The following is a 21352-nucleotide window of genomic DNA, read 5'->3' on the forward strand; positions in this document are numbered from 1 at the left end:
ATACCAAACACGTAGTGTTTCAAGAGTACAACCCTTGCGCAGTATACTGCTCAGGGAGCAATAGCGGTGATCGCAGCCCAATTCGATGGATAATCTTTTTCAGATTCAATCAATAATTGAACCGCTCTTTCTCTGATTTCAGGGGTATATTTTAATTTTGTCATCGGGATAGTCTCTCAGAATATTGACTCTCCGACAAACCTGGTACGGTTCACTAACTACAAATGTGTTGCACTTGGGATTTGAATCTGCGATTGAATATCTAATATAATTTTCATGGTTTTAATCATATTTGAAATGAACTTTATATAAAATTTCGGTAGAAACTCCATATGTTCTATTTTTTAACTTAATAGGATGATCATATAATAGACCTACTCTATCTGAAAAAACATTCGCAAAAATAGCAGTAGCTATCCCACACGGTTTAGTTCCAATTGGTGCAATAAAGAACTTTTCATTATTGCTAATTAATTTTTCTATATCTAACAAGATATCATAAGCAGAACCAGGATCATTAGCACCACAATATTTCATATTAAAATCAGAATTTTCTTTTAAAACTTCTAAGTGTGGAATAATAGACTTTAATTCCCATCCAGATGTAAACGCTGGTACCCCAAATACTACTTTTATATCCTTATTAGAAATCATACTATATGAATCTAAAGCAATAGAAATTCGTGAGGATTCATATCCTAGAAAAAATACACCATAAGGAACCTCACTGCTAGACATATCAATTACAGCTGTAGGAATTGGTGAAAAACTACTAGCTTTTAAAGATAAATTATAAATTTCTGCATTATCAGCTTCTGTAGTGTACCCCTTTGGTTCAATATACAAAATTGAAATAGCAGAGATTTTTAGCTGAGTTAAAATTTTTATAATTAGAAATATTTCAACAAATCCAAGTGTAGTTGCATCTAATATAAATGTAGAATTTTTAGGAAAAATACTATGATTAACGAATAAATCTTGGATTAAATAATTAGTGCCATCAATGTTTAAACACATTTTTTCTACATCATATACGAATATATTTTTAGAATCAGCTAAAGAACTTAAAGTATTAATTGCATGTGTACCTCGTTCATCTACAGCTTCACCGTGAAAAAATATTAGTGATTCTGTTAAGTCACACATAAAATAAGCACGTGAATATTTCGAAATTTGGTAGGAGTGAATAGCTGTTTGTAAAATATTTTTCATATTATAAAAGAGTTAGTTGAGAAGTTGGAGTGTTTTCAGACTTAATTAACTTTTTAACTAACTCATTAACTTCATCCTCACTTCCTTGATATAAAACTTTAAATTCTGTAACTGATAATTCAATCTTTCTTTTTCTGCGATAGCTAATATTAAAATAGGGTGCATAAATAGGGTTTATTTGATAATCAATTAAATCAAATTTATTTGTAGACTTAGTTTTAGTCTCAATATTTTCGATTAAAATATGGTTCTTTAAAGCCTCTGAAATAAAAAAATTATCTTCAAGCGATAAAACCTCACTTCCAGAATTAATTGTAAATTGATTCTGCTCAGGCTCGCTAAGTGTGGGTGAGGATTGTAAAGTTTGAAATAATGTCCCTAATCTCAATGTGAAAATACGTAAACTTTCACCTAATTTTCCAAAGGTGCGAGTTTCTTTAATTAGTGTCTCTGAAGCACTAAATGAGGCTTTTACTTGTGTATCAATACTAAAAACTTCAGAATTATCAAATAGTAAATCAGATATTTCTATAGTTTTAAGACAAAGTATCAGAAAATGGCGTAGGTTATTATTAGACATCGTCAAAAATGTTTCAAACCCACTATATAAAGGACATCCTAGCTTATAAGGTCTATAAAGTTCAAGAATAGCAGCAAATAAATTATTATGTATCAAATCGTCAACTTGCTTCTTAATAAGAGTATTATCAGCTTTGTATTCTTCAAATAGATTAATTACTTTAGTTAAATTAAAATTTCTTCTATTTAATAAAGCAGGTGAAATTATTAATAACAAAGGTAAATCTTTATTTTCTTCAAAAAAATCACTTACATTATAATCAATTGATTTATTTTTAAATGCTTTATAAATTTGATCTAATAAAATTTTCTTAGTTCTTTCATTTTCAATTGATTGTTTCGCAATTTCCGATAAAGATAATGAAGGAAACTTATTTCGCACAATTTCATTGATATGATTCTGATATGATTCAGTTTTTCTGTATTCAATTTTAGATTCATCAGTAATAATTTTAAGGATTTCAGAGTCTTTAATATGATTGGATAATTCTGTATTACCTAAGTAAACTTCTGCAAAAAAAGTTTTTTCCTCTTTTGAGGATAATATTTGGTCTAAATTGTGTAATAGGTAGTCATGCGTTGCATTAATATACTCTTTTCCCATTGTAGCGTTAGAATCAGATATTACTTTTGACGTAAAATTTATAATAAATGGTCTTTTAGAGTGTTTCAAAAGAGTATTTAAATAGACTCTTTGATAATCTGTAACATTTTCTACTTCATCAAGGTATAAATAAAAATTAATTTTTTCTAAAGTGGCATTAAATTTTAAAGCCTCAATTAATGAATCGACGAATTTTTTACCTGAAAGGTAAGATACATTTTCATTTGTGATTTCAATATTGGAAATATAGTTATTAATAGAGTTTCTTTTAATTATTAAATATTTTCTTAGATCTTGGATGTTATCTGGAAAACTTTCTTCATAACCATTTAAAAAGGATAAATCAACATTGAGGAGATCATCTTTATTAAACAAAGAGTAATTACTATTGGATATTATGTATAAAGAATTTATTATTTCAATGGAAATAATAATTCCGATATATTGATCAAATAAATTCAACCAAAACTCATCACTTTTACCTCTATATTTCATTGAGTTGCAGAAATGAGTATCCATTCTTAAATAAATGCCTGTATGTTCAATTTCTTCTACAGGTATTTCATTTCTATTTCTAGAAAATTGACTGTGATAATCTAAATACTTAAGAAGCATTGTTTTACCACAACCACGCTTTCCTACAAAATAAATAGATTTTGTTGACTTTTTTATATTTAGAGTTGAATAATAAGGTGGAATAAAAAACTTACCCCAAATATCAGAATCATATTCTTCGGCACGAGTCTTGGAAAAAGCACTGTGATCAGTAATCATAGATATCTTATTACCTTTTTTTTAATGGATTCCATTTTTCAGAAGTATCCCATAGAATTTGCAGTGAGTTATCTGGAACGCTATGATGATACATTAATAATAAAGCTTGGTTATTGTGTCCTAAATAATATGGTTTTTCGAATTCACAATCATTACATAAATCTGTATAAACTTCTATAGGATCCTTCTCATAATTCCATATTCTTTTATCAATCCAGTACTTAGAGATTTCTGTCAGACTATGCTCATGTGTTATGACTTCACCATAAAAGATATTAATATTAGGAAAGTTCTTATTCAATAAATCCAACCCATCTTTATGAATAATGCCTACTACTATTGCACAATTTTTTAAAGTTTTTAGTGCATAAAACTTATGTAGAATACCAGTAATTTGATCACTTGTTAAAATTGCATCGTCGACTAATACGTATACATCATTATCGTTTAAGATAGTCGCACATTCTGGATAATCAAAAGAACTTTTAGAAATACCTAGTTGTTGAATAAATCTGATCATAAGTTCACCACTTTTACCTGGTAAACCAAATTCTCGGTCAATGGGGGGACCAAATGTAAATTTTAGCCCCTTATCTTTTCTATTAAGAATTTGAAGCCATTTTATAAATGGTTCATCATCCTCTTCAATATAGTGAAATGCCAATTTTCTAAGAGCTGATTTTATTAAAGATAACATTTGCTCTTCATTTCTATATATCATGTATCTTATTATCAAAATACCTAAAAGCTTTTCTTCGTCAGTTCTAAACTGTCCTAACCATAATTTTATTTCATCATAACTAATAGATCTAATACCAGTAGAAGATAAGTTTTTTATAGTGGCTAATAATTGATACACAACTATTCCTTGTTTTTATTTTGATTAAAACACATTGATTTAAATGATTCTATATTTATAAATTTAGCACCCGAACCATGTGCTAAATTTTTTAACCTCTCATTTCCATCCCCAATTAGCCAATTATATAAATCCTTTGATTTATTATTATCAACTTTAATTACAAAAAAATGATCAGATATCCCTATATAACCATTTTTGACAAAAAAAATCTTTTTATAAAAATTCCTTCCTATTCGACATAAAATTATATCGCCTTCTTCGGCATATTTAATTTTTTTCTCAAGAAAATGTTTGTTATCTTCATATATATATTCAGTTGGTATATTATTGGATATTCCACAATTAGTACTATGAAAGATATTCAATCCATCGTCATGAATTTTATTTGAAGCAATATTTCCTCTATATATTTTTTGTAAAAATGAAATACAAGTCTTCTTTTCATGACTTAAAGAATTTATTTGACTTATATTAAAGTTATCATGTAATGAAGAAGCATGTATGTTGTTAATTTTATTAAACTGAAAATCATTACTTATTTGATAAAATTCAATATGATTAGTCTTGTCTCCTTTTTTTATTTCTAAAATATAGCTATCAACTTGGGTATTTGTAAAAGAGTTTTGTGGAAGTTTAATAACTTTACATATTTTATAGTTATTGATTAAATAATTTCTTAAAAAAGAATATTGTAAACCAGTAATATATTGGTCAGGTAATATAATAAATAAAGACCCATTTTTAGTAAGTAATTTTAAGTTTAATTCTAGGAATATTACAGGTGCTGGAGCATATTTTTTCCTTAATATTTTTAAGTCAATTTTGCTGTTATATATTATACCCTTAAGATAGTCATTCCATTGATAGTTAATATATGGAGGATTGCAAACTGCTAAATCATATTTAGTGTGTGAAACTTTATTAAAAATTTCATCATTTAGTAGTAAATCCAAATTGTAAAATTTAAAATTTTTTTTATAAAAAAAATTATTGGGTAAGTTATTTTCGATATCAACTAATGTACAGTCAAATAAATTATCCGCCAATAAAAATGGTTCAGATAAACTTCCAGAACCGCAAGCAAGATCCAATACTCTTTTATTTTTTTTAACATGTGAAAGCTTATAGATCAATGCAGAAATACGATGATCCGTATAGTATCTTCCTAAAAAGTCAGATTTTTTTGAGGTTACTTTAAAGAAACTATTCACATAAAACTAAAGAAATTTTTGTCTAGTCTACACTATCACGCACCCTAATTGAATAGGGTTTTTTCCCTAACCAATAATTTAATCACATTCGCTTATTTAGATAAGATAATCCCTAAAGAATTGAAAACAATAATATTTATGTTTATCATCAATTATCAATTTGCTTCAAATTTTAGCACTTCATAGTTAATTACATATGCAGTTCGCGATATCAAAAAGCAGAACCTACTCTATCGTAAACTTCATAAACGTTTTAAAGAACGATAAATTGAATAGCCACCGATTTTGTAGACACCTTTTAATTAGTGGTGGACTGCCACCACTCTCCTAGACAAATTTAGTCTATTCTTAAGACCTTTTTTAGTAGGAAAATATGTATTCATAGCTAGGTTCATGAACCAAATATTTTATAAGTTATCACTTTAGTGCTCTAAGTAATTAAATTTATTGTTTATTAAACATAAATTTTGATCCTAAACAGTATCATGGACAACAAATCCCTCTAAATTCTTAAAATATTTCTTCTCAAAGGCTTCAGGGCTTAACCAGCCATTTGCAGAATGTCTCCTGACCTGATTGTAATAAATCTCAATATAGTCAAACAAGACAGCATTCGCTTCTTTTCGAGTGGCAAACACACTGCCATGGACCACATGACCTTTCAATGTATGAAAGAAGCTTTCAGTCATTGCATTATCCCAACATGAGCAGTGTACTGCGCAAGGCTGCGTGACATACTCTGAGTACAATCATTTGTCAGTAACAGCGCTCTAAAATCACGACTAAAGTACTGTGAACCTTGGTCCGAATGAACCATAACACCAGTTGGATAACCCTGACGATCCATTGCATAGTTAAACGTATCACACACCAACTGGCGGTCTATTCGATGGCTGGTTTGCCACCCCACGATACGACGGCTGAATAGATCCAGCATCACACATAAATACAACCAACCTTGCTTAGTGCGGATATAGGTAATGTCTGTTGTCCAGACTTTATTAGGCTGAGTAACTGTAAATTGGCGATCCAACAAGTTGGGTGCAGATTAGGATGTCGGGCTTTTTTATTGCCTATCATTTCTCATTTGCAAAACAAGTATAATGCTCCTAAAATATAGACTATAGCCTATATTTTGGTTATGGTATGTGGACAGTCATTACGACAGATCTATTTAATCAGTGGCTTGAACAGCAAGATGAATCTATACAAGAGAAGGTCCTAGCTGCTCTGGTCGTTCTACAACAGCAGGGTCCGAGTTTAGGCCGCCCTTTAGTAGATACTGTGTATGAGTCTAAATTTACCAATATGAAAGAACTGCGCGTTCAACACCGCGGTAGACCCTTAAGAGCTTTCTTCGCATTTGATCCCTTACGACAGGCTATTGTTCTATGTATTGCTGATAAAGGCGGTAAAAAGCGTTTTTATAAAGACATGCTGGATATTGCAGATGAACAATACCAACTTCATCTCACCACCCTAGGAGATAAATCTAATGGCTAAGACTCTGCAAGAATTGTTAGCTAGCCGCTCGCCAGAGAGCCAAGCCCGTATTCAAAAAATGGCAGATGAATTACTGCTAGAAAATCAGCTTCATCTTATTCGTGAAGAACTCGAAATTTCTCAAAAAGAGCTTGCTGAAACTTTGGGAATAAAACAGCCATCGCTTTCAGCAATAGAAAATCGTGGTAATGATCTTAAGATTTCAACCATGAAAAAGTATGTTGAGGCAATGGGCGGGAAGCTCCGTATTGATGTAGAGCTTCCAACAGGAAAACATATAGGATTCAATGTTTAACAATAAAAATGGGAGCTAACAGCTGCATTTCGTAGATGGTGTATTATGTTAATTGTAGGAAAACTTCACATTAGAGCATCAGTCGGTACGACTGGTGATTCATACGATAATGCTCTGGCTGAAACGGTGAATGGCTTATACAAAACAGAGGTGATTGAATATTTAAAAGCAGATTGGCAAGGTTTAGCAGATGTACAACTTGCGACACTAAACGGGGTAGATTGGTTCAATAAAAAGCGTGTACACAGTGCACTGGGTTATGTATCACCTTTTGAGTTTGAAGCAATGTACTATGATAAGATTAACCCGTTAGGTCAGGTGGCCTAACTTAAATAAAAAAGTCTCCGACAAACCCAGTACGGTTCACCTTACTAAATTTGATTTAATGGGATCTTCAAGTATTGGACTCCATTTTGACTGGTAGGTGGAAATTTACCTGCTGCCAAGTTAATTTGAATCGCATAAATCAATAACTGAGGTGGACTTAAAGTTGAGTCACGCTGCTGTCTCATATGTACAAAACTAGTTTTATCTACCTCTTGCTTAATATGAATATTTTCTTTTTTCTGTTGATCTACCGTACTTAAAAATTCATGTGATCTATAAGTCGGTGGATAATCGTGGCATAAATAAATTTTAGTGCTATTAGGAAATGCTAAAATTTTCATAATAGATTTATAAAGTTGATATGCATTTCCTCCTGGAAAATCACATCTCGCAGTACCAATATCTGTTGCGAATAATGTATCTCCGACAAAAATATGCTCCCCTACTTTAAAGGCAATATCTGCTGGAGTATGACCTGGAACATACAATGCCAGAGCCTGATGACCACACAATTCAAAGACTTCATCTTCTTCAAAGAAATAATCAAATTGAGATACTGTTGCTGGAGAAAGATCATAGACAGGATGAAACATCTCAAATACAGAGTGGATATGCTTACTTACCCCAATCTTTCCACCTAATTTTTGCTTTATATAAGTTGCAGCGGATAAGTGATCTGCATGAATATGGGTCTCTAAAATCCATTCAAGATGATATTGATGATCTTGAATATATTCAATAATTTCATCTGCATGCGATGTCGAAGTTCTCGCAGAATTAATCTCATAATCAAGCACTGAATCAATTACTGCACATTTTTTATTTTCTGTATCAGCAATCACATAACTAAACGTTGAACTTATTGGCTCTAAAAATGCTTGGATACTAAGCGCCATAAATAACCTCTATAAAATATTAATTTTAAAATTTATTTTGCAATCAACTGACTCGTCATGATGCATGCTGTACACAACATAATTGCTGCACAAATACGCTGTAAAATGGGTTGAGGAATATAATTAATTACCCATCTTCCCAGAATAAGCCCTAGGATCGACATCACAATAAAAGGGTAACTCGTTGCAGGTATATGCATGCCTTGATAAGCCATGATGCTGATTGTAGATATTGAAACCAAAGCAACCACCATCAAGGATGTTGCAATAATACTATGCAGTTTTATATCGCTACTCGCTGTCATTCCAGGAACTATAATAATCCCTCCCCCAATACCCAATAAGCCACTCAATAAACCTGAACTACCGCCTAAAAATCCGAGTTTCTTAAAACAGAGATATGTCCAATTGAGGCGATGAGTTTCAGAGTTAACCAGACATGGCGCACTTGATAGCATGCTGGTTGCTTTCGTTGATGAACTGGCTTTTCTCCAAAGCTGAATGGCTGAATAAAATAGAAAACAGACAAATCCTGTCAAACTTAGCGTTAAAGGAATATAGTTTGCCAGCAACAAACCTAGGGGAACTAAGCAAAAACCAATCACAGCCATATACAAGGCAGCTCGATAGCGAACGATACCCTTATTGAGTCCCTGAACTGCAGCCCAACTTGCAGATAAAGCAATCGCTAACAGAGCGATGGGCTTTGCCTCTTCAAAGCTATATCCTAACCCCATCATGAGAATAGGAAGTGCAACGATGCCCCCACCGCCCCCTGTTAAGCCTAGTAAAATTCCAACAAACAGACCAAAAATGACTGTAAGCATGGCCACCTCCATTAATTTCCATTAGAAACGAATGAAATTAAAGATTCAGGCATCAACATACTCTCAATGTCACACGTGGATGCCCAAAAGGTTATACAGGTTGTTCCTTCATTTGCTGAACCTGTCCAATTGAACTTTTCTCATCACTGACATCTCTGGCTTTTAGGCCAGGATGAACATGTAAAGGTTCAGCATCAATTGGAATAAGATCTTTTTTCACTTCTTTGGAACGTCTTACTAAAAAGTCAATCAGATGGTTACGGATCTGATAGTATTGAGGGTCATGGTGCATCGTTTCACGACTTCGATCACGAGGTAAAGTATTCACCACAATTTCAGCTACACAGGCTTGAGGTCCATTACTCATTAACATGATTTTATCTGCCAGTAAAATGGCTTCATCAATGTCATGAGTAATCATAAAGACTGTTTGTTTAGTCATTTCACAGATTTTGAGTAGCTCGTCTTGAATCACACCTCGTGTTAACGCATCCAAAGCACCAAATGGCTCATCCATCAGCAACATCTTAGGTTCTACTGAAAATGCCCGTGCGATGCCTACACGTTGTTTCATTCCACCTGAAAGCTCACTCGGCTTTTTCTTGCCTACATTTTTGAGTCCAACCAAATCTAAAAATTTAGATGCGTGTTCTAGAGTCTTCTGTTTGGACCAGTCTGGGTAACGTGATTTAATTGCAAAACACACATTTTCTTCAACTGAGAGCCAAGGCAACAAAGCATGGTTTTGAAAGACTATGCCACGATCTAGACTTGGCCCCTTAATCTCCTTACCTGCCATAATAGCAACGCCTTCACTGGCCTCTTCCAAACCTGCAATCACGTTTAAAATTGTACTTTTGCCACAACCTGAATGACCAATTACACAAACAAACTCACCTGGCATAATGCTAAAGTTAATATGTTCAAATACAGCAGGTTGATCTTCACGGTAGCGTTTTGCTAATCCTTCGACTTTGATAAAAGGTGTATTCATCTTATTCTCCGATTTATTCTACATAAGTCACTTTCTTTTGCAGTTGTCCAAACATCATGTCGAGTAACATCCCAATTAAACCAATTAGAAAGACTGCAAACACGACATTGCCAATTGATAGGTTATTCCATTGATTCCATACAAAGTAACCAATACCTGTACCCCCTACTAACATCTCAGCAGCAACAATCACGAGCCATGCAATCCCCATTGAAATTCGCATACCAGTAATGATGGTAGGTGCAGCAGCGGGTAAAACTACCAAGAAAGCTTTACGAAGTGGATTCACTTCTAGAACTCGCGCCACATTGAGCCAATCTTTACGTACAGCTGCTACACCAAAAGCGGTATTAATCAGCATCGGCCACAGTGAGCAAATGAAAATCACAAAAATGGCAGAAGTCGTTGAATCTTTGATGGTATAAAGTGCAATCGGCATCCAAGCTAAAGGAGAAATCGGTTTTAAAATCTGAATAAATGGATCAAGAACTTTGTATAGCAAAGGAGAATTACCAATCAAGAAACCCACAGGTATCGCAACCATTACCGCAAGTAAAAAACCAATCGCTACACGGCCCAGAGAATGCATCAACTGGATACCAATACCTTTGTCATTTGGACCATTGTCATAAAATGGATCTTTGAGCTGATTAATAGTGATATCAACAAACTGATTGGGTGTCGGCATGCCATTATTGGCTTTGACATTTCCATATTCATCTGGAATTTTTCCCATCAACTTTGCATATTCAGTTTGTTCACTGGTCATACCTGTCTTTGGTTTTGGCATTGTTGCGATTTGCCACACCATCAGAAGTGATAACATGAGAAAACAGGATAAAACCGCTGACTTTAATTTCAAGGACATGTGCAGTACTCCTATGATGTGCGTTTGATTTTGAAACTATTGATATAGGCATCGGGCTGGGTTGGATCAAAAACCTTCCCCATCACAATAATTTTTTTTCTCTTTTGATATTCGTTTGGATGGAATACACCCAATTCTTTCATTTGCTTTTCAGCATCTGTCATTAGGAAAATCTGCTTGGCAATATCTTGATAATTCACGTTTGCTTTGAGATAACCCCAACGCTTCATTTGGGTTAAGATCCAAATCGCCATCGAATCCCATGGCATTGGATCGAACCCTGCACGATTCGGTTGGTAAATTACATTACCCAAACCATCTGCAAAACGGCCTGTTAATGTCTGCCGGACCACAATTTCAGGTTGATTGAGATAATTTGGTTTTGAAATCACCTTAGAGATGTTCATCAAATTTTCTGGCTGATTCGCCAAATTCGCTGACTTCAAGATTGTGCGATACAATGCGGCAAAGGTATTCGGGTTTTGCTGAATAAAGGCTTGAGATGTTCCAAATGCACAACATGGATGACCATCCCAAATGTCTTTAGATAAAATATGAATAAACCCCACTTCTTCATAAACAGCACGTTGATTAAATGGGTCAGGGCCCAAGAATCCATCAATGTTTCCAGCTCGTAAATTTGCAATCATTTCCGCGGGTGGCGTCACTCGAATCTGAATATCTCGGTCTGGATTTAAACCATGCTCAGCCAAGTAGTAACGCAACAGAAAGTTGTGCATGGACTGCTCATAGGGAATTGCAAAACGGAAACCTTTCCAGTTTTTTGGGTCACGGTTATTTTTGTGCTTTAATGCCAAAGTAATACTTTGACCATTGGTGTTCTGAACTGATGCCACTCGCATAGGCTGAGCACTTGAACCAATCCCCATACTAATAAAAATAGGCATCGGTGCCAGAAAGTGTGAGGCATCCAGTTCATTGTTCAGCATTCGGTCGCGCACCAAAGCCCACCCTGCGACCTTTTGAAGTTGCACATTTAGACCTTGCTCCTTATAAAGTCCCATTGGATGCGCCATGATTAAAGGTGTGGCACAGGTAATTGGAATAAATCCAACATCCAGCGTTTTTTTCTCCAAAGGTCGTTTTTCTAAAGCCATGGCTTGTAAGGATTGAATAGGAAGTATTGAACTGATCGCAGCTAAAGCCGTACCAGCACCAACCGTTTTTAGAAATTGTCTTCGTGTTACTTCTTTCGGAAAAATTGCTTTCATCAATGCAGCTTCAACAAAATCATGTGAGTTCTGCTCAATCGCTGATTCGGTTACTTGAAGCGCAAGCTGATGCTCTGCCTCCGATGAATGTTGACCACATTGACATCTACCCAATGTTGAGTCTGAGGCATAGGGGCGATAACGGTTATGATGTTCCATATGCGTACTCCCTATTTATGAGCCATTTTAAATTCGGCTGTGATCGTTGTTTGATGGCGTTGTTGCATATGCAACATCCCTGTGTGATCTTCAATACTTTCCCAAGGCAGATCAGTTTTTGGTGAACCTTGGATTTCAATAAAAACCGTTTTGGTTTTAAGTTTGATCAACGGTATGCTGTGTTGATAGCCTGTATGCTCTTTCTCTAAAATATGATGTGAAATGGCTTGAGCTTGTTTAGCAATCGGCTCAATGAAACGACAAGGCGAACCATTTAAACTGATACAATCACCTAGTGCATAAATATCAGGTTGGCTTGTCTGTAATGTCATAGGGTCAACCACATAGCCATTTTCAAAGGCTAAACCCACTTGTTTAGCCAATCTTGAATCGGTTCTCAGGCCCAGTGAAACAATAATTAAATCAACTGTTAATGTCTCACCATGATCTAAATACAAAACTTTTTTACTGCCCTTTTCCTCAATTCTTTTAACTTGGGTATTACCATAGAACTGGATACCAATTTTCTCCTGCTCTCCGACAAGTTTCTGACCAGCACATGTCGGCAATAAAGTGGATAATGGATATGCATTACGTTCAATCAAATGCACGCGATGTCCCGAACTGGCTAAATCCTCTGCAAGTTCACACCCAATCATTCCTGCCCCGACCAATGCAATACTCGCCTCAGAGTTAAGTCGGTTTGAAAGCGCCTTCCAGTGATTTAAGTTATTGATACGCCAGCAAGTCTTTGGGGAAAATGGCGCGGGAAGAAAAGACTGTGCGCCTTGAGCAAGAATCAATTTGTGATAAGAAAACATACCACGTGTGGTGCGAATCATTTTTGCTTGCACATTGATTCCTGTTACAAAGCAATGTGTTACCAATTGAACATTTAGTCGTTTAGCTTTATCAATCGCACTTTCTTTCACTAACTGATCGGGGGTGCGCTGGCGGGAAAATGCAACAGAAAGCTCAGGCTTATGATAAACATTAGCCTCACACGCACTGATAATTGTAATTGGTCTATTTAAATCCAGGCGACGTATATTTTCAGCAGCAGACCAACCGGCTAAGCCAGCACCCACAATAATAATTTGCTCTGCTGAATTTTTAATAAATGGACTGCTATCGGCTGAGATTGATGTGTAATCAAGTGCCACATAGGGTTCAAAATCCAGTTTGGTTACACCGCATAAAGGGCACTCCCAGTCATCAGGAATATCCTCAAAACGCGTACCAGCAACTAGACCACTATCTGGATCGCCTAGGGCCTCGTCATAAATCAGACCACATGCTCGACAGATATATTTTTTCCATTCGATTGCTGTTGTTTGAGTGTTTTTCATGCTGGTAACTCCTCTTTAAGCAGTCGTTGCATTTCCCAGCGCAAATGTTTAATAGCAGGGGTGACAATCGCAACAAAATGGGCTTCTCGAATGCGACGTTGTGGAGCGGCCGTTTTTAAATATCCTCTGGCACCTTGATGCAGTAATGCAGATTGTGTCGCCCGTAAGGCTAATGATGCTCCTTCAGCACGTGCGTCCAAAACATCTAAAAATGCTTCTGCTGGGGCTGTAAGTGGCTGTTTAGCCAAACTCATTACCCGTGACAAAAGACTATCGAGTTCGAGTTGTAATTGTTCCGCTGAATCCTCTAAATATTGATTCACATGACCTAAAGGCTGACGAACTTCTAAAATAGAATCGATACTTCCAGCAACCAAGCCACTTGCCATCCCCGCCTGAAGTAAAACGAAGGCTTGTTTCACTTTTTGAATGAAAGGTTTTGCTGGCACAGCTATTAATTGATCGGGTGACACAAAATAGCTATCTAGATTAATTCTCCAAGTGCTAGTACCTTCCATTCCCGAGAATTCAGGACACTGACTTAATTTGACCCGTTCATCCAGATCAAGGATGAACATAATTTCATATGGCTCTTGTTGGTCATTGAGAGGTTCTACCATAGCGATTGCGCCACAATACTGACCGTATTGAATATGACTCACCCAAGGTAAAGTGCCAGACACCTCATAACCATCACCCACTTTTTTTGCCTTAAAGACCATTTTTTCAATGCCCGCAAATGCTTTCATTGGATTGGAAAGTGCAGTTCCTCCAAAGCTATTTCCTTCAGAATGATCTTTTAAACGTGCAATCAACGCAGGATTATTTGACTCTTGCATATATAAGCCGCAGACCATATGGCACCACATTAAAAATGCAGTTGAGCCACAAGTTTTTCCAACTTCATGCATCGCTAAAAGCGCCAGATCATAACGACTACCGTACATGTTTAAATGTGCCGATAAAGCCCCTGTTTGAGCCAATGCTTGCATGACATCTAAAGGATAATAGCCCTCATCAATGCTTTGAACTTTAGGTAACAGTTTTTCTTGGATGACAGATTTAATTTTCGTTAAGAATTGATCGGCATGCGGATGTTGTTCGATGTGAATATTTAAACTGGTCATTTGGTTATTCCTTCTCTTATCAGATTTAAAGCAATGTGATCAATCATGGAGTAGATGATTCACTGCTCGTTTAAATCATTTAACGGCTCTATGCCATAAGGATTGCAACCATTGTGCCAAGCATTAAAATTATTTTTTATTATTAATTTTCAATAATTTAATTTCTTAAAAAATTTTATAGTTCTTTATTTTGTCAAACATTATTTACAATGTCTGACATTTTGTACAAACGAACAAACTCAATTGGATTGTTCGTTCATTTTACCCAGACGATAACTAAACTGCCGTGGTGTCATTCCTAACAATTGCGCAGCTCGCGTTTTATTTCCACCCGCGCGCTCCAAAGCAGTCATCAATTCATTAATCTCATGTGAATCTGCTTTTGCATAGGGACGAATTGAAAAATTATTTGGCATTTCAGCTGGATATGGCATATGAAATGCAGCCGATGCTATAGGTGCGAGATGATGTCGTCTGCTCGGAAGGTGAATATTCTCTGCCTTATTTTGAGTTAAGAAAAATTGAATATCTTCTGAACTTACAATCGACTTATCACTAAGTAAAACCAGACGTTCAATAAAATTAGAAAGTTCTCGAATATTCCCAGGCCAAGTATGCTGTTGTAACTGATCCAATGCACTTTGATTTAAATGCAGATTTTTCTGATTGTTCTGATTCGTTTTATTTAAAAAATACATTGCCAGTAAAGGAATATCACTACGGCGTTCAGCTAAAGAAGGCAGTTGAATTGGAATTACATTGAGTCGATAGAATAAATCCTGTCTAAAGTTACCTATATTAACTTCATGCGCCAAATCCCTGTTAGTAGCTGCTACGACTCGAACACTGATTTTAATTTCAGACTTTCCTCCCAGACGCGTTAAAGTGCCTTCTTGTAGAGTTCTCAGCAGTTTGGTTTGCATCGGCATCGGCATTTCCCCAATCTCATCAAGGAAAATTGTCCCACCATTGGCCTGTTCAAAAAAACCAGCTCGCATACCGACTGCGCCAGTAAATGCTCCCTTCTCATGACCAAATAATTCAGATTCAAATAAGTTCTCAGGAATTGCAGCACAGTTAACTTTGATGAACGGTTCTTCTCGGCGTGGACTTGCCAGATGTAGCGCACGTGCGAATAACTCTTTGCCAGTACCAGATTCCCCCAATAAGAGAACGCTCGCATTGGCTTGTGAAACCTGTTCGATCGTGGTGATAGCTTTGAGAACTTGGGGGGATTTTCCAACAATACCATAACGTGTACTGTCCGAATGGAACATTTTTTTTAACCAATCATTTTGTAATGCCAACGCACTGGTTTTGTCTTCAATATGCTGATACATATACAAAATCTGGCTAATCATAGTGGTCAAGATTTTTAAGATCGTTAAATCATCATTCATCATCCGCCTTCTCAACCGAATACGATGACAAGCCAAGACCCCCACAGTTTTAGAATCCACCTGAATAGGCAAAGCATAAAAAGAGACTATTTCCTGAGGCAGATTTTCACGCTTAACACTACGCGCTAAAAAATTATGATCCTCATCGATGTTTTGAACAATAATGGTTTGTCCCATCTCTAAAACACTACCTGTGATCCCCTCACCTAGCGCATAGCGACCACGTTCAACTTCTTGACGCGTTAAACCATAGGCATATTTAATGCTACCAAATTTTTTATTGTCTTCTAATAAGATAATACGACCACGATTTAGTCCCAATAATTCAGACATAAGATGAAGGATTTCTCTAAATACAATTTGGGTATTTAGTTGCTTACTGGCCAAAGATGTCACTTGTTGTAAAAGCAACATTTCCTGGGTACGCCAATAGGCTGTTTCCGTATTGAGCTGGGTCACTTCGTTAACGTTATTGCTCATGTTAAACGTATCCCTTCTAATTCCATATTAATATTTAGGGATTGCTTCAGCAAAACCTGTACCAACTGGAGATTCTTATCAACTAAAATTTTGAAAAAACAACAATTATGCTCATTTAATGAGCACAAAGAAGCATTATACAACTACAGACTAACTGGATTAAGAGATGATTTGAATTCTACTTTGATGGCAACTAAACTGAAATTCTAACTAACTCTAAAGTGTATGTTTAATTGATCTCTATACGTTTTGTATTTAAATATAACTGTGAAACTGCTAAACCAATTTCAAAGAGCAAATACATAGGAACCGCAAGCATAATCATGCTCAGTGCATCGGGTGGTGTAATAAACATTGCTACAAAAAAACAGCCCACAATAACCAAGCGACGTTGTTGCTTCCAGACATGGACTGATACGATTTGATTGATAGAAAGTAAAAAAATTAAAATCGGAATTTCAAAGATCATTCCAAAGATAAAAAATAAACTCAAACAAAATTGAAGATAGCTTTGAATATCCGTCATTGGTAATACACTATCAGGACTAATACTCATAAAAAAATGGAGTGCTGTCGGTAAAACAAAATAATATGCCCCGCTCGCCCCTAGATAAAATAAACCAATCGCACATAAAAATAACGGCAATACCAGTCTCCGTTCAATATGTTTAAGGCCCGGTTTAATAAAGTTCCACAGGCAATACACCAATATTGGCAAGCTGATTAATACACTGACAAATAAAATGAGTTGAAGCGGCGCAACAAATGTTCCTGTAACCGTGGTTGCAATCATCTGACTTTGATTAGGTAATTGTTCAATTAGGGGTTGGGAAATCCACTCATATATAGTTTTGTGAAAAGGTAATAATCCAAGCACCAACAACATTACAAAACCAAGCATTTGAATCAAACATTTTCTTAAAGCACGAATGTGTCCTGTTATTGGTAAAATTGCAGTATCAGGTTCAGCAAGTACATATGATTTTTTCATTTAAGCTACCTCCTGCAAGTGCTGCTTTGAAGCGTTATGCTGCAAATTTTGTTGTATTTTCGCTGTCCAAATTTCCTGCTGCAATGCATGACTATGTAATTGATGGATTAAGCCAATAGTGCATAATTGATTCGAACGGATCCGAAATAGCTGCTGAATGAACAGACTGTGGTAAGGGGAAAAAGCAATTGGGTCAAGGTAGATATATTGCTTTCGAGACAATTCTATAGGACTACAATATTTTTCGATTTGTGCTTCTAAAGCATAAATATTGCTGTCAAAAACATACTTTGTCTTTTTATAAAAAGAACGCGCTTTTACCAAAACAAATGGTAGCTTTTCTGGACCCAGAATTAAAATTGCTAGAATGACAAACACAATGAATTCTGTGATGCTTACATTAAGCATAGCTATCCCTCCTTAAATCAGCACATCATGTTCTCCATTGCACTGACTACTTGTCCTGTGCAACTTGAGTTGTTTTGTGATTCTGCTTTAAGTCATCCTGAGAATTGCCGATCATGGCGGAATCATCATTGATACTGTGCCGAAAATCTTTCATTGCAGTACCTAAATCACGACCAAGAGTTTTAATACGTGAAGTACCAAACACCAAAATCAGTACAATCAGCAAGACCAAAATATGCCAAATGGATAATCCCATGAGATTTTCTCCCAAAAATTAACGTTGTGATAGAAAATATCTAAAGGCTCATGCATGAGCCTTTAGTCGTAACAGAATTAGTAACTCTTATATGGCAAGAATTTGCCTGAGAGGACGACATTGACACGGTCACCATTTGGATTGCTTTCACGCTGGATATCCATACTAAAATCAATCGCACTCATGATCCCGTCACCAAATTCTTCATGAATTAGTTCTTTAATGGTTGAACCGTAAACACTAACTACTTCATACCAACGGTAAATCAGTGGATCGGTTGGAACAGCTGTAGGTAATGACCCTTTGTAAGGGACAATTTGTAGCCATGCCACCGCTTCATCAGACAGATCAAATATTTCGCCCAATTTTTCAGCTTGTGCTTTATCAAAAGCCATTTGGCCTAGACAACCTGATGTCACCCACTCTTTTGATAAGCCAAGTTGCTCTGCAACGTCAGACCACTTTAAACCTTTCATGACTTTGGCTGAGATAATTTGTTCTGTGACCTGATTTCGATTTGTAATCATCATTTTTTCCTAAAATTTTATAAAAAGTGAAAATAAAGGCTTAGATAAATTCTATTTATTCACCCATTAAACTGATACTAAATGCGATAGGATTACGCATAGAATTGGCAACTGGTGAGTAGAAATTGGCATGTTTCACAATTTCATCCAATTCTTCACGTGTTGCATCCCCCTCAATTAACACTTTGACTCGAATCGCTTGGAAGCCCATTTCTTCAGGCGCTTTTAATGCACCACCTGCACCCCAAGCAGCAGGATTACCAATATCTGCTTCTAAGAAAATTTCTAGCTTGCTTAATGGGATACGTTTCCATGTCGCTACAGCTGTAATACCAACAGCTAAACACCCCCCCAAACCAGAAAGCACAATTTCACCTGGTGCTGGTGCGGTATCTTCACCAAATAAATGTAAAGGCTCATCCACCACAACAGGTTGATGGTTTCCTACATAACTTAAGCTTCGATACATGCCTTGCATGATGGTATGTACCTTATTTCCGCCCATGCTCTGTGGGTTATTACGGCCTTTTTCAGCAAAGGCCATTAAGCCATCACGGTCAATCGGTTTAAGATGAGTTTTTACAGTTTTAGCTTGCTCGATTACATCTGACATAGGTTTCACCTTTTAGGTTGATCAATTGGTTATGTCATGTAGATAGCAAACTGTGTGCCAATAATTTTTATTTAATAAAAACAATAATATAAATATTTTTTAGCATTTTTTTCTAATTCTTAATTAGACATTGATTACAAAGTTCGACATTTTGTCCGAAGTGTCAAATGCTATATATTCTATGTTGCTTAAAATCTTAGTACTGAAAAATGAGTTCATTAACGAGGCCAATCTAAGAAAAATAAAAATTTCAAAAAAATAGTTATCAAACAGCTTTGTTGCATAAAGCCTTTAAAGGCAAAGCTCTCCTAGGCGCCTCAAATTTAAGTGACAACTTGGGTATAAGGTCGGCCTAATTCTGTAAATGGCGGATTCAAGCGGCAAGTGCAACAGTATAAAAACCAGCCATAACTTCACTCGGTGTATACCAACCTAGTGTTTTTCTAGGACGATGGTTGAGTGCAAATTCTATCTGCTCTATTTGTTCGTTTGACACGCCATCAAACGATGATGATTTTGGCAGATATCCACGGATTAAACCATTCGTATTTTCATTTCTAGCTCGCTGAATAGACTTGTAAGGATCAGCAAAATACGTCTCTATGCCAGCATCAGTAATTCTTTTGTGTTCGGAAAATTCTTTGCCATTATCAAATGTCACACTATAAGCATGGCTCATTTGTAAACGATCTAATGCACAAGTAATCGTTTGAGAGGATGCTCTTGTTGGCCCTAAATGAACAATATGTACATACAGGCTCTTTCGATCAACGAGAGTCAATAAAGCACCTTTATGATGTTTACCAATCACCGTGTTACCTTCGAAATCTCCTAAACGTTGTCGTTGATCAATGTCCTGGTCTCGGCAGTGAATACTTGTTTTATCAATGATTTGACCCCTACGATCCGTGTTTTTGTAACCGCGTTTTCGATATTTCTTCTGATGCCTTAAATGTAGATGAAGTTTACCGCCTTTTGATTTATCTTGATAAATGTACTGGTAAATCCACTCATGTGAAGGTACATCCAGCCAACCGCGTTGTGTTAAAGCACCTGAAATTTGTTCGGGTGACCAGTCCAAACCAATCAAATAATTAATATAAGCGAAGGCAAATGCTGTCATTGATGATGAAGGACGGTACCGTCTTTGACTTGCAAATTTAGCTGCCTGTTGAGCTCTATATCCACGTTGCCCAGTATTTCTTTTTAATTCACGGTAGATGGTTGATCGTGAACGTCCTAACTCCCAAGCAAGGGTAGCGATTGAACTTTTACTTTTCAAAGTAGCATAAATTTCGTATCTTTCATCTTGAGAAAGTTGGGTTTATTTCTTCATTGTGTGCTTTCCAATTGCGAGTTGAAAAAGTCCAATGATTCTACGAATACACCTAACTTTTTCAACTAACTACAAATGTGTCGCACTTGGGATTTGAATCTGCGCTTCTATCATTCGTTTGATTCTTTTATATAAATAATAAAGTAGATCTCTGTTTTCGATGAAATTTTATAAAATTCATTATTAGACCTGTAGAAAAAACTTATCAAAAGAAGTATTGGTTAATCTTTTTCTTCAACTTCGTCCTTAAACTCAAACAAATCATTCATCGTACAGTTAAAGTATTTACATAACTTATCAGCGACTGGCAATTCGATACGTATAGCACGGTCATAATACATACTTGTCAGCGTATTACGATTGATGCCTGTCGCATGTACCACATCACTTAATTTTAAAATTCTTCGATCGCCCATGAGGCTGGATAACTTACAAGTAATCATATATCAATTCATTTACAAAAAAATAACCTACTAAAAGTTATTTTAAGTTGTTGACTGAGTAATACTCTGCTAAAATTAA

The 21352-nt window shown here is 35.8% G+C and carries 20 protein-coding genes and 4 pseudogenes; 3 read left to right on the forward strand and 21 right to left on the reverse strand.

The features are described 5' to 3' along the window. Nucleotides 1-53: 53 nt before the first annotated feature. The 6 genes and pseudogenes from F972_RS00290 to F972_RS00320 all read right to left on the reverse strand — a co-directional run. Nucleotides 54-164, reverse strand: a pseudogene (locus tag F972_RS00290) (IS3 family transposase); the annotation flags it as partial. A gap of 118 nt (nt 165-282) precedes the next feature. After that, nucleotides 283-1212 carry a hypothetical protein gene (locus F972_RS00295; RefSeq protein WP_004762961.1) on the reverse strand — a complete coding sequence of 310 codons (930 nt, stop codon included), beginning with the start codon at nt 1210-1212 and terminating at the stop codon, nt 283-285. A 1-nt stretch (nt 1213) separates the two neighbouring features. Beyond that, complete coding sequence (locus F972_RS00300; protein WP_004762963.1) at nt 1214-3169, reverse strand: ORC-CDC6 family AAA ATPase; 1956 nt, start codon at nt 3167-3169, stop codon at nt 1214-1216. 10 nt (nt 3170-3179) lie between these two features. Next, entirely contained in the window at nt 3180-4028 is an 849-nt protein-coding gene (locus tag F972_RS00305; RefSeq protein ID WP_004762965.1) for a phosphoribosyltransferase-like protein, read from the reverse strand. 2 nt (nt 4029-4030) lie between these two features. After that, nucleotides 4031-5242 (reverse strand): N-6 DNA methylase, encoded by a 1212-nt coding sequence (locus tag F972_RS00310; protein WP_004762966.1) that lies wholly within the window; start codon nt 5240-5242, stop codon nt 4031-4033. Nucleotides 5243-5715: 473 nt separating this feature from the next. Further along, nucleotides 5716-6290 (reverse strand): annotated as a pseudogene (locus F972_RS00320) (IS3 family transposase); the annotation flags it as partial. Nucleotides 6291-6388: 98 nt separating this feature from the next. Here F972_RS00320 and F972_RS00325 point away from each other — a divergent pair. The 3 genes and pseudogenes from F972_RS00325 to F972_RS00335 all read left to right on the forward strand — a co-directional run. Beyond that, the gene (locus F972_RS00325; RefSeq protein ID WP_004637084.1) at nt 6389-6745 is read left to right on the forward strand and encodes a type II toxin-antitoxin system RelE/ParE family toxin; all 357 of its coding nucleotides are present in this window, start codon (nt 6389-6391) and stop codon (nt 6743-6745) included. Next, a complete protein-coding gene (locus F972_RS00330; protein ID WP_001140620.1) occupies nt 6738-7040 on the forward strand; it encodes a helix-turn-helix domain-containing protein in 303 nt (100 codons plus the stop codon). Before F972_RS00325 ends, F972_RS00330 begins: the two co-directional genes overlap by 8 nt. A 66-nt stretch (nt 7041-7106) precedes the next feature. Beyond that, nucleotides 7107-7367 (forward strand): annotated as a pseudogene (locus F972_RS00335) (integrase core domain-containing protein); the annotation flags it as partial. Nucleotides 7368-7411: 44 nt separating this feature from the next. On the opposite strand, the gene F972_RS00340 reads toward F972_RS00335, so the two are convergent. From F972_RS00340 to F972_RS00410, 15 genes and pseudogenes are all read right to left on the reverse strand, one after another. Further along, nucleotides 7412-8263, reverse strand: coding sequence for an MBL fold metallo-hydrolase (locus F972_RS00340; protein ID WP_004762970.1), 852 nt, complete (start codon nt 8261-8263; stop codon nt 7412-7414). A gap of 32 nt (nt 8264-8295) precedes the next feature. After that, nucleotides 8296-9090 (reverse strand): sulfite exporter TauE/SafE family protein, encoded by a 795-nt coding sequence (locus F972_RS00345; RefSeq protein ID WP_004762972.1) that lies wholly within the window; start codon nt 9088-9090, stop codon nt 8296-8298. Between the two features lie 91 nt (nt 9091-9181). Beyond that, the gene (locus F972_RS00350) at nt 9182-10084 is read right to left on the reverse strand and encodes an ABC transporter ATP-binding protein (RefSeq protein WP_004762974.1); all 903 of its coding nucleotides are present in this window, start codon (nt 10082-10084) and stop codon (nt 9182-9184) included. Between the two features lie 13 nt (nt 10085-10097). Beyond that, entirely contained in the window at nt 10098-10952 is an 855-nt protein-coding gene (gene ntrB / locus F972_RS00355; protein WP_004762976.1) for a nitrate ABC transporter permease, read from the reverse strand. 11 nt (nt 10953-10963) lie between these two features. Next, nucleotides 10964-12343, reverse strand: coding sequence for an ABC transporter substrate-binding protein (locus F972_RS00360; RefSeq protein ID WP_004762978.1), 1380 nt, complete (start codon nt 12341-12343; stop codon nt 10964-10966). A gap of 11 nt (nt 12344-12354) precedes the next feature. Then, nucleotides 12355-13692 (reverse strand): FAD-dependent oxidoreductase, encoded by a 1338-nt coding sequence (locus tag F972_RS00365; RefSeq protein WP_004762979.1) that lies wholly within the window; start codon nt 13690-13692, stop codon nt 12355-12357. Next, nucleotides 13689-14819 carry an acyl-CoA dehydrogenase family protein gene (locus F972_RS00370; RefSeq protein ID WP_004762981.1) on the reverse strand — a complete coding sequence of 377 codons (1131 nt, stop codon included), beginning with the start codon at nt 14817-14819 and terminating at the stop codon, nt 13689-13691. The genes F972_RS00365 and F972_RS00370 overlap by 4 nt, the downstream gene beginning before the upstream one ends. A 239-nt stretch (nt 14820-15058) precedes the next feature. Then, a complete protein-coding gene (locus tag F972_RS00375; protein WP_004762984.1) occupies nt 15059-16699 on the reverse strand; it encodes a sigma-54-dependent Fis family transcriptional regulator in 1641 nt (546 codons plus the stop codon). 229 nt (nt 16700-16928) lie between these two features. Further along, a complete protein-coding gene (gene tatC / locus F972_RS00380; RefSeq protein WP_004762866.1) occupies nt 16929-17690 on the reverse strand; it encodes a twin-arginine translocase subunit TatC in 762 nt (253 codons plus the stop codon). Then, complete coding sequence (locus tag F972_RS00385) at nt 17691-18068, reverse strand: hypothetical protein (protein WP_228127540.1); 378 nt, start codon at nt 18066-18068, stop codon at nt 17691-17693. A 76-nt stretch (nt 18069-18144) separates the two neighbouring features. Next, the gene (gene tatA / locus F972_RS00390) at nt 18145-18354 is read right to left on the reverse strand and encodes a twin-arginine translocase TatA/TatE family subunit (RefSeq protein WP_004762869.1); all 210 of its coding nucleotides are present in this window, start codon (nt 18352-18354) and stop codon (nt 18145-18147) included. Nucleotides 18355-18431: 77 nt separating this feature from the next. Next, nucleotides 18432-18881 carry a cyanase gene (gene cynS / locus F972_RS00395; RefSeq protein WP_004762871.1) on the reverse strand — a complete coding sequence of 150 codons (450 nt, stop codon included), beginning with the start codon at nt 18879-18881 and terminating at the stop codon, nt 18432-18434. Nucleotides 18882-18936: 55 nt separating this feature from the next. Continuing rightward, nucleotides 18937-19494 carry an OsmC family protein gene (locus F972_RS00400; protein ID WP_004762872.1) on the reverse strand — a complete coding sequence of 186 codons (558 nt, stop codon included), beginning with the start codon at nt 19492-19494 and terminating at the stop codon, nt 18937-18939. A 373-nt stretch (nt 19495-19867) separates the two neighbouring features. Next, nucleotides 19868-20818: pseudogene (locus F972_RS00405) on the reverse strand (IS30 family transposase); the annotation flags it as partial. 233 nt (nt 20819-21051) lie between these two features. Then, nucleotides 21052-21273 carry a helix-turn-helix domain-containing protein gene (locus F972_RS00410; RefSeq protein ID WP_004762874.1) on the reverse strand — a complete coding sequence of 74 codons (222 nt, stop codon included), beginning with the start codon at nt 21271-21273 and terminating at the stop codon, nt 21052-21054. Nucleotides 21274-21352 lie beyond the last annotated feature (79 nt).

Origin of the sequence: Acinetobacter sp. CIP 102529 (genome assembly GCF_000368325.1) — a bacterium.
In the GTDB taxonomy this organism is placed as follows: domain Bacteria; phylum Pseudomonadota; class Gammaproteobacteria; order Pseudomonadales; family Moraxellaceae; genus Acinetobacter; species Acinetobacter parvus.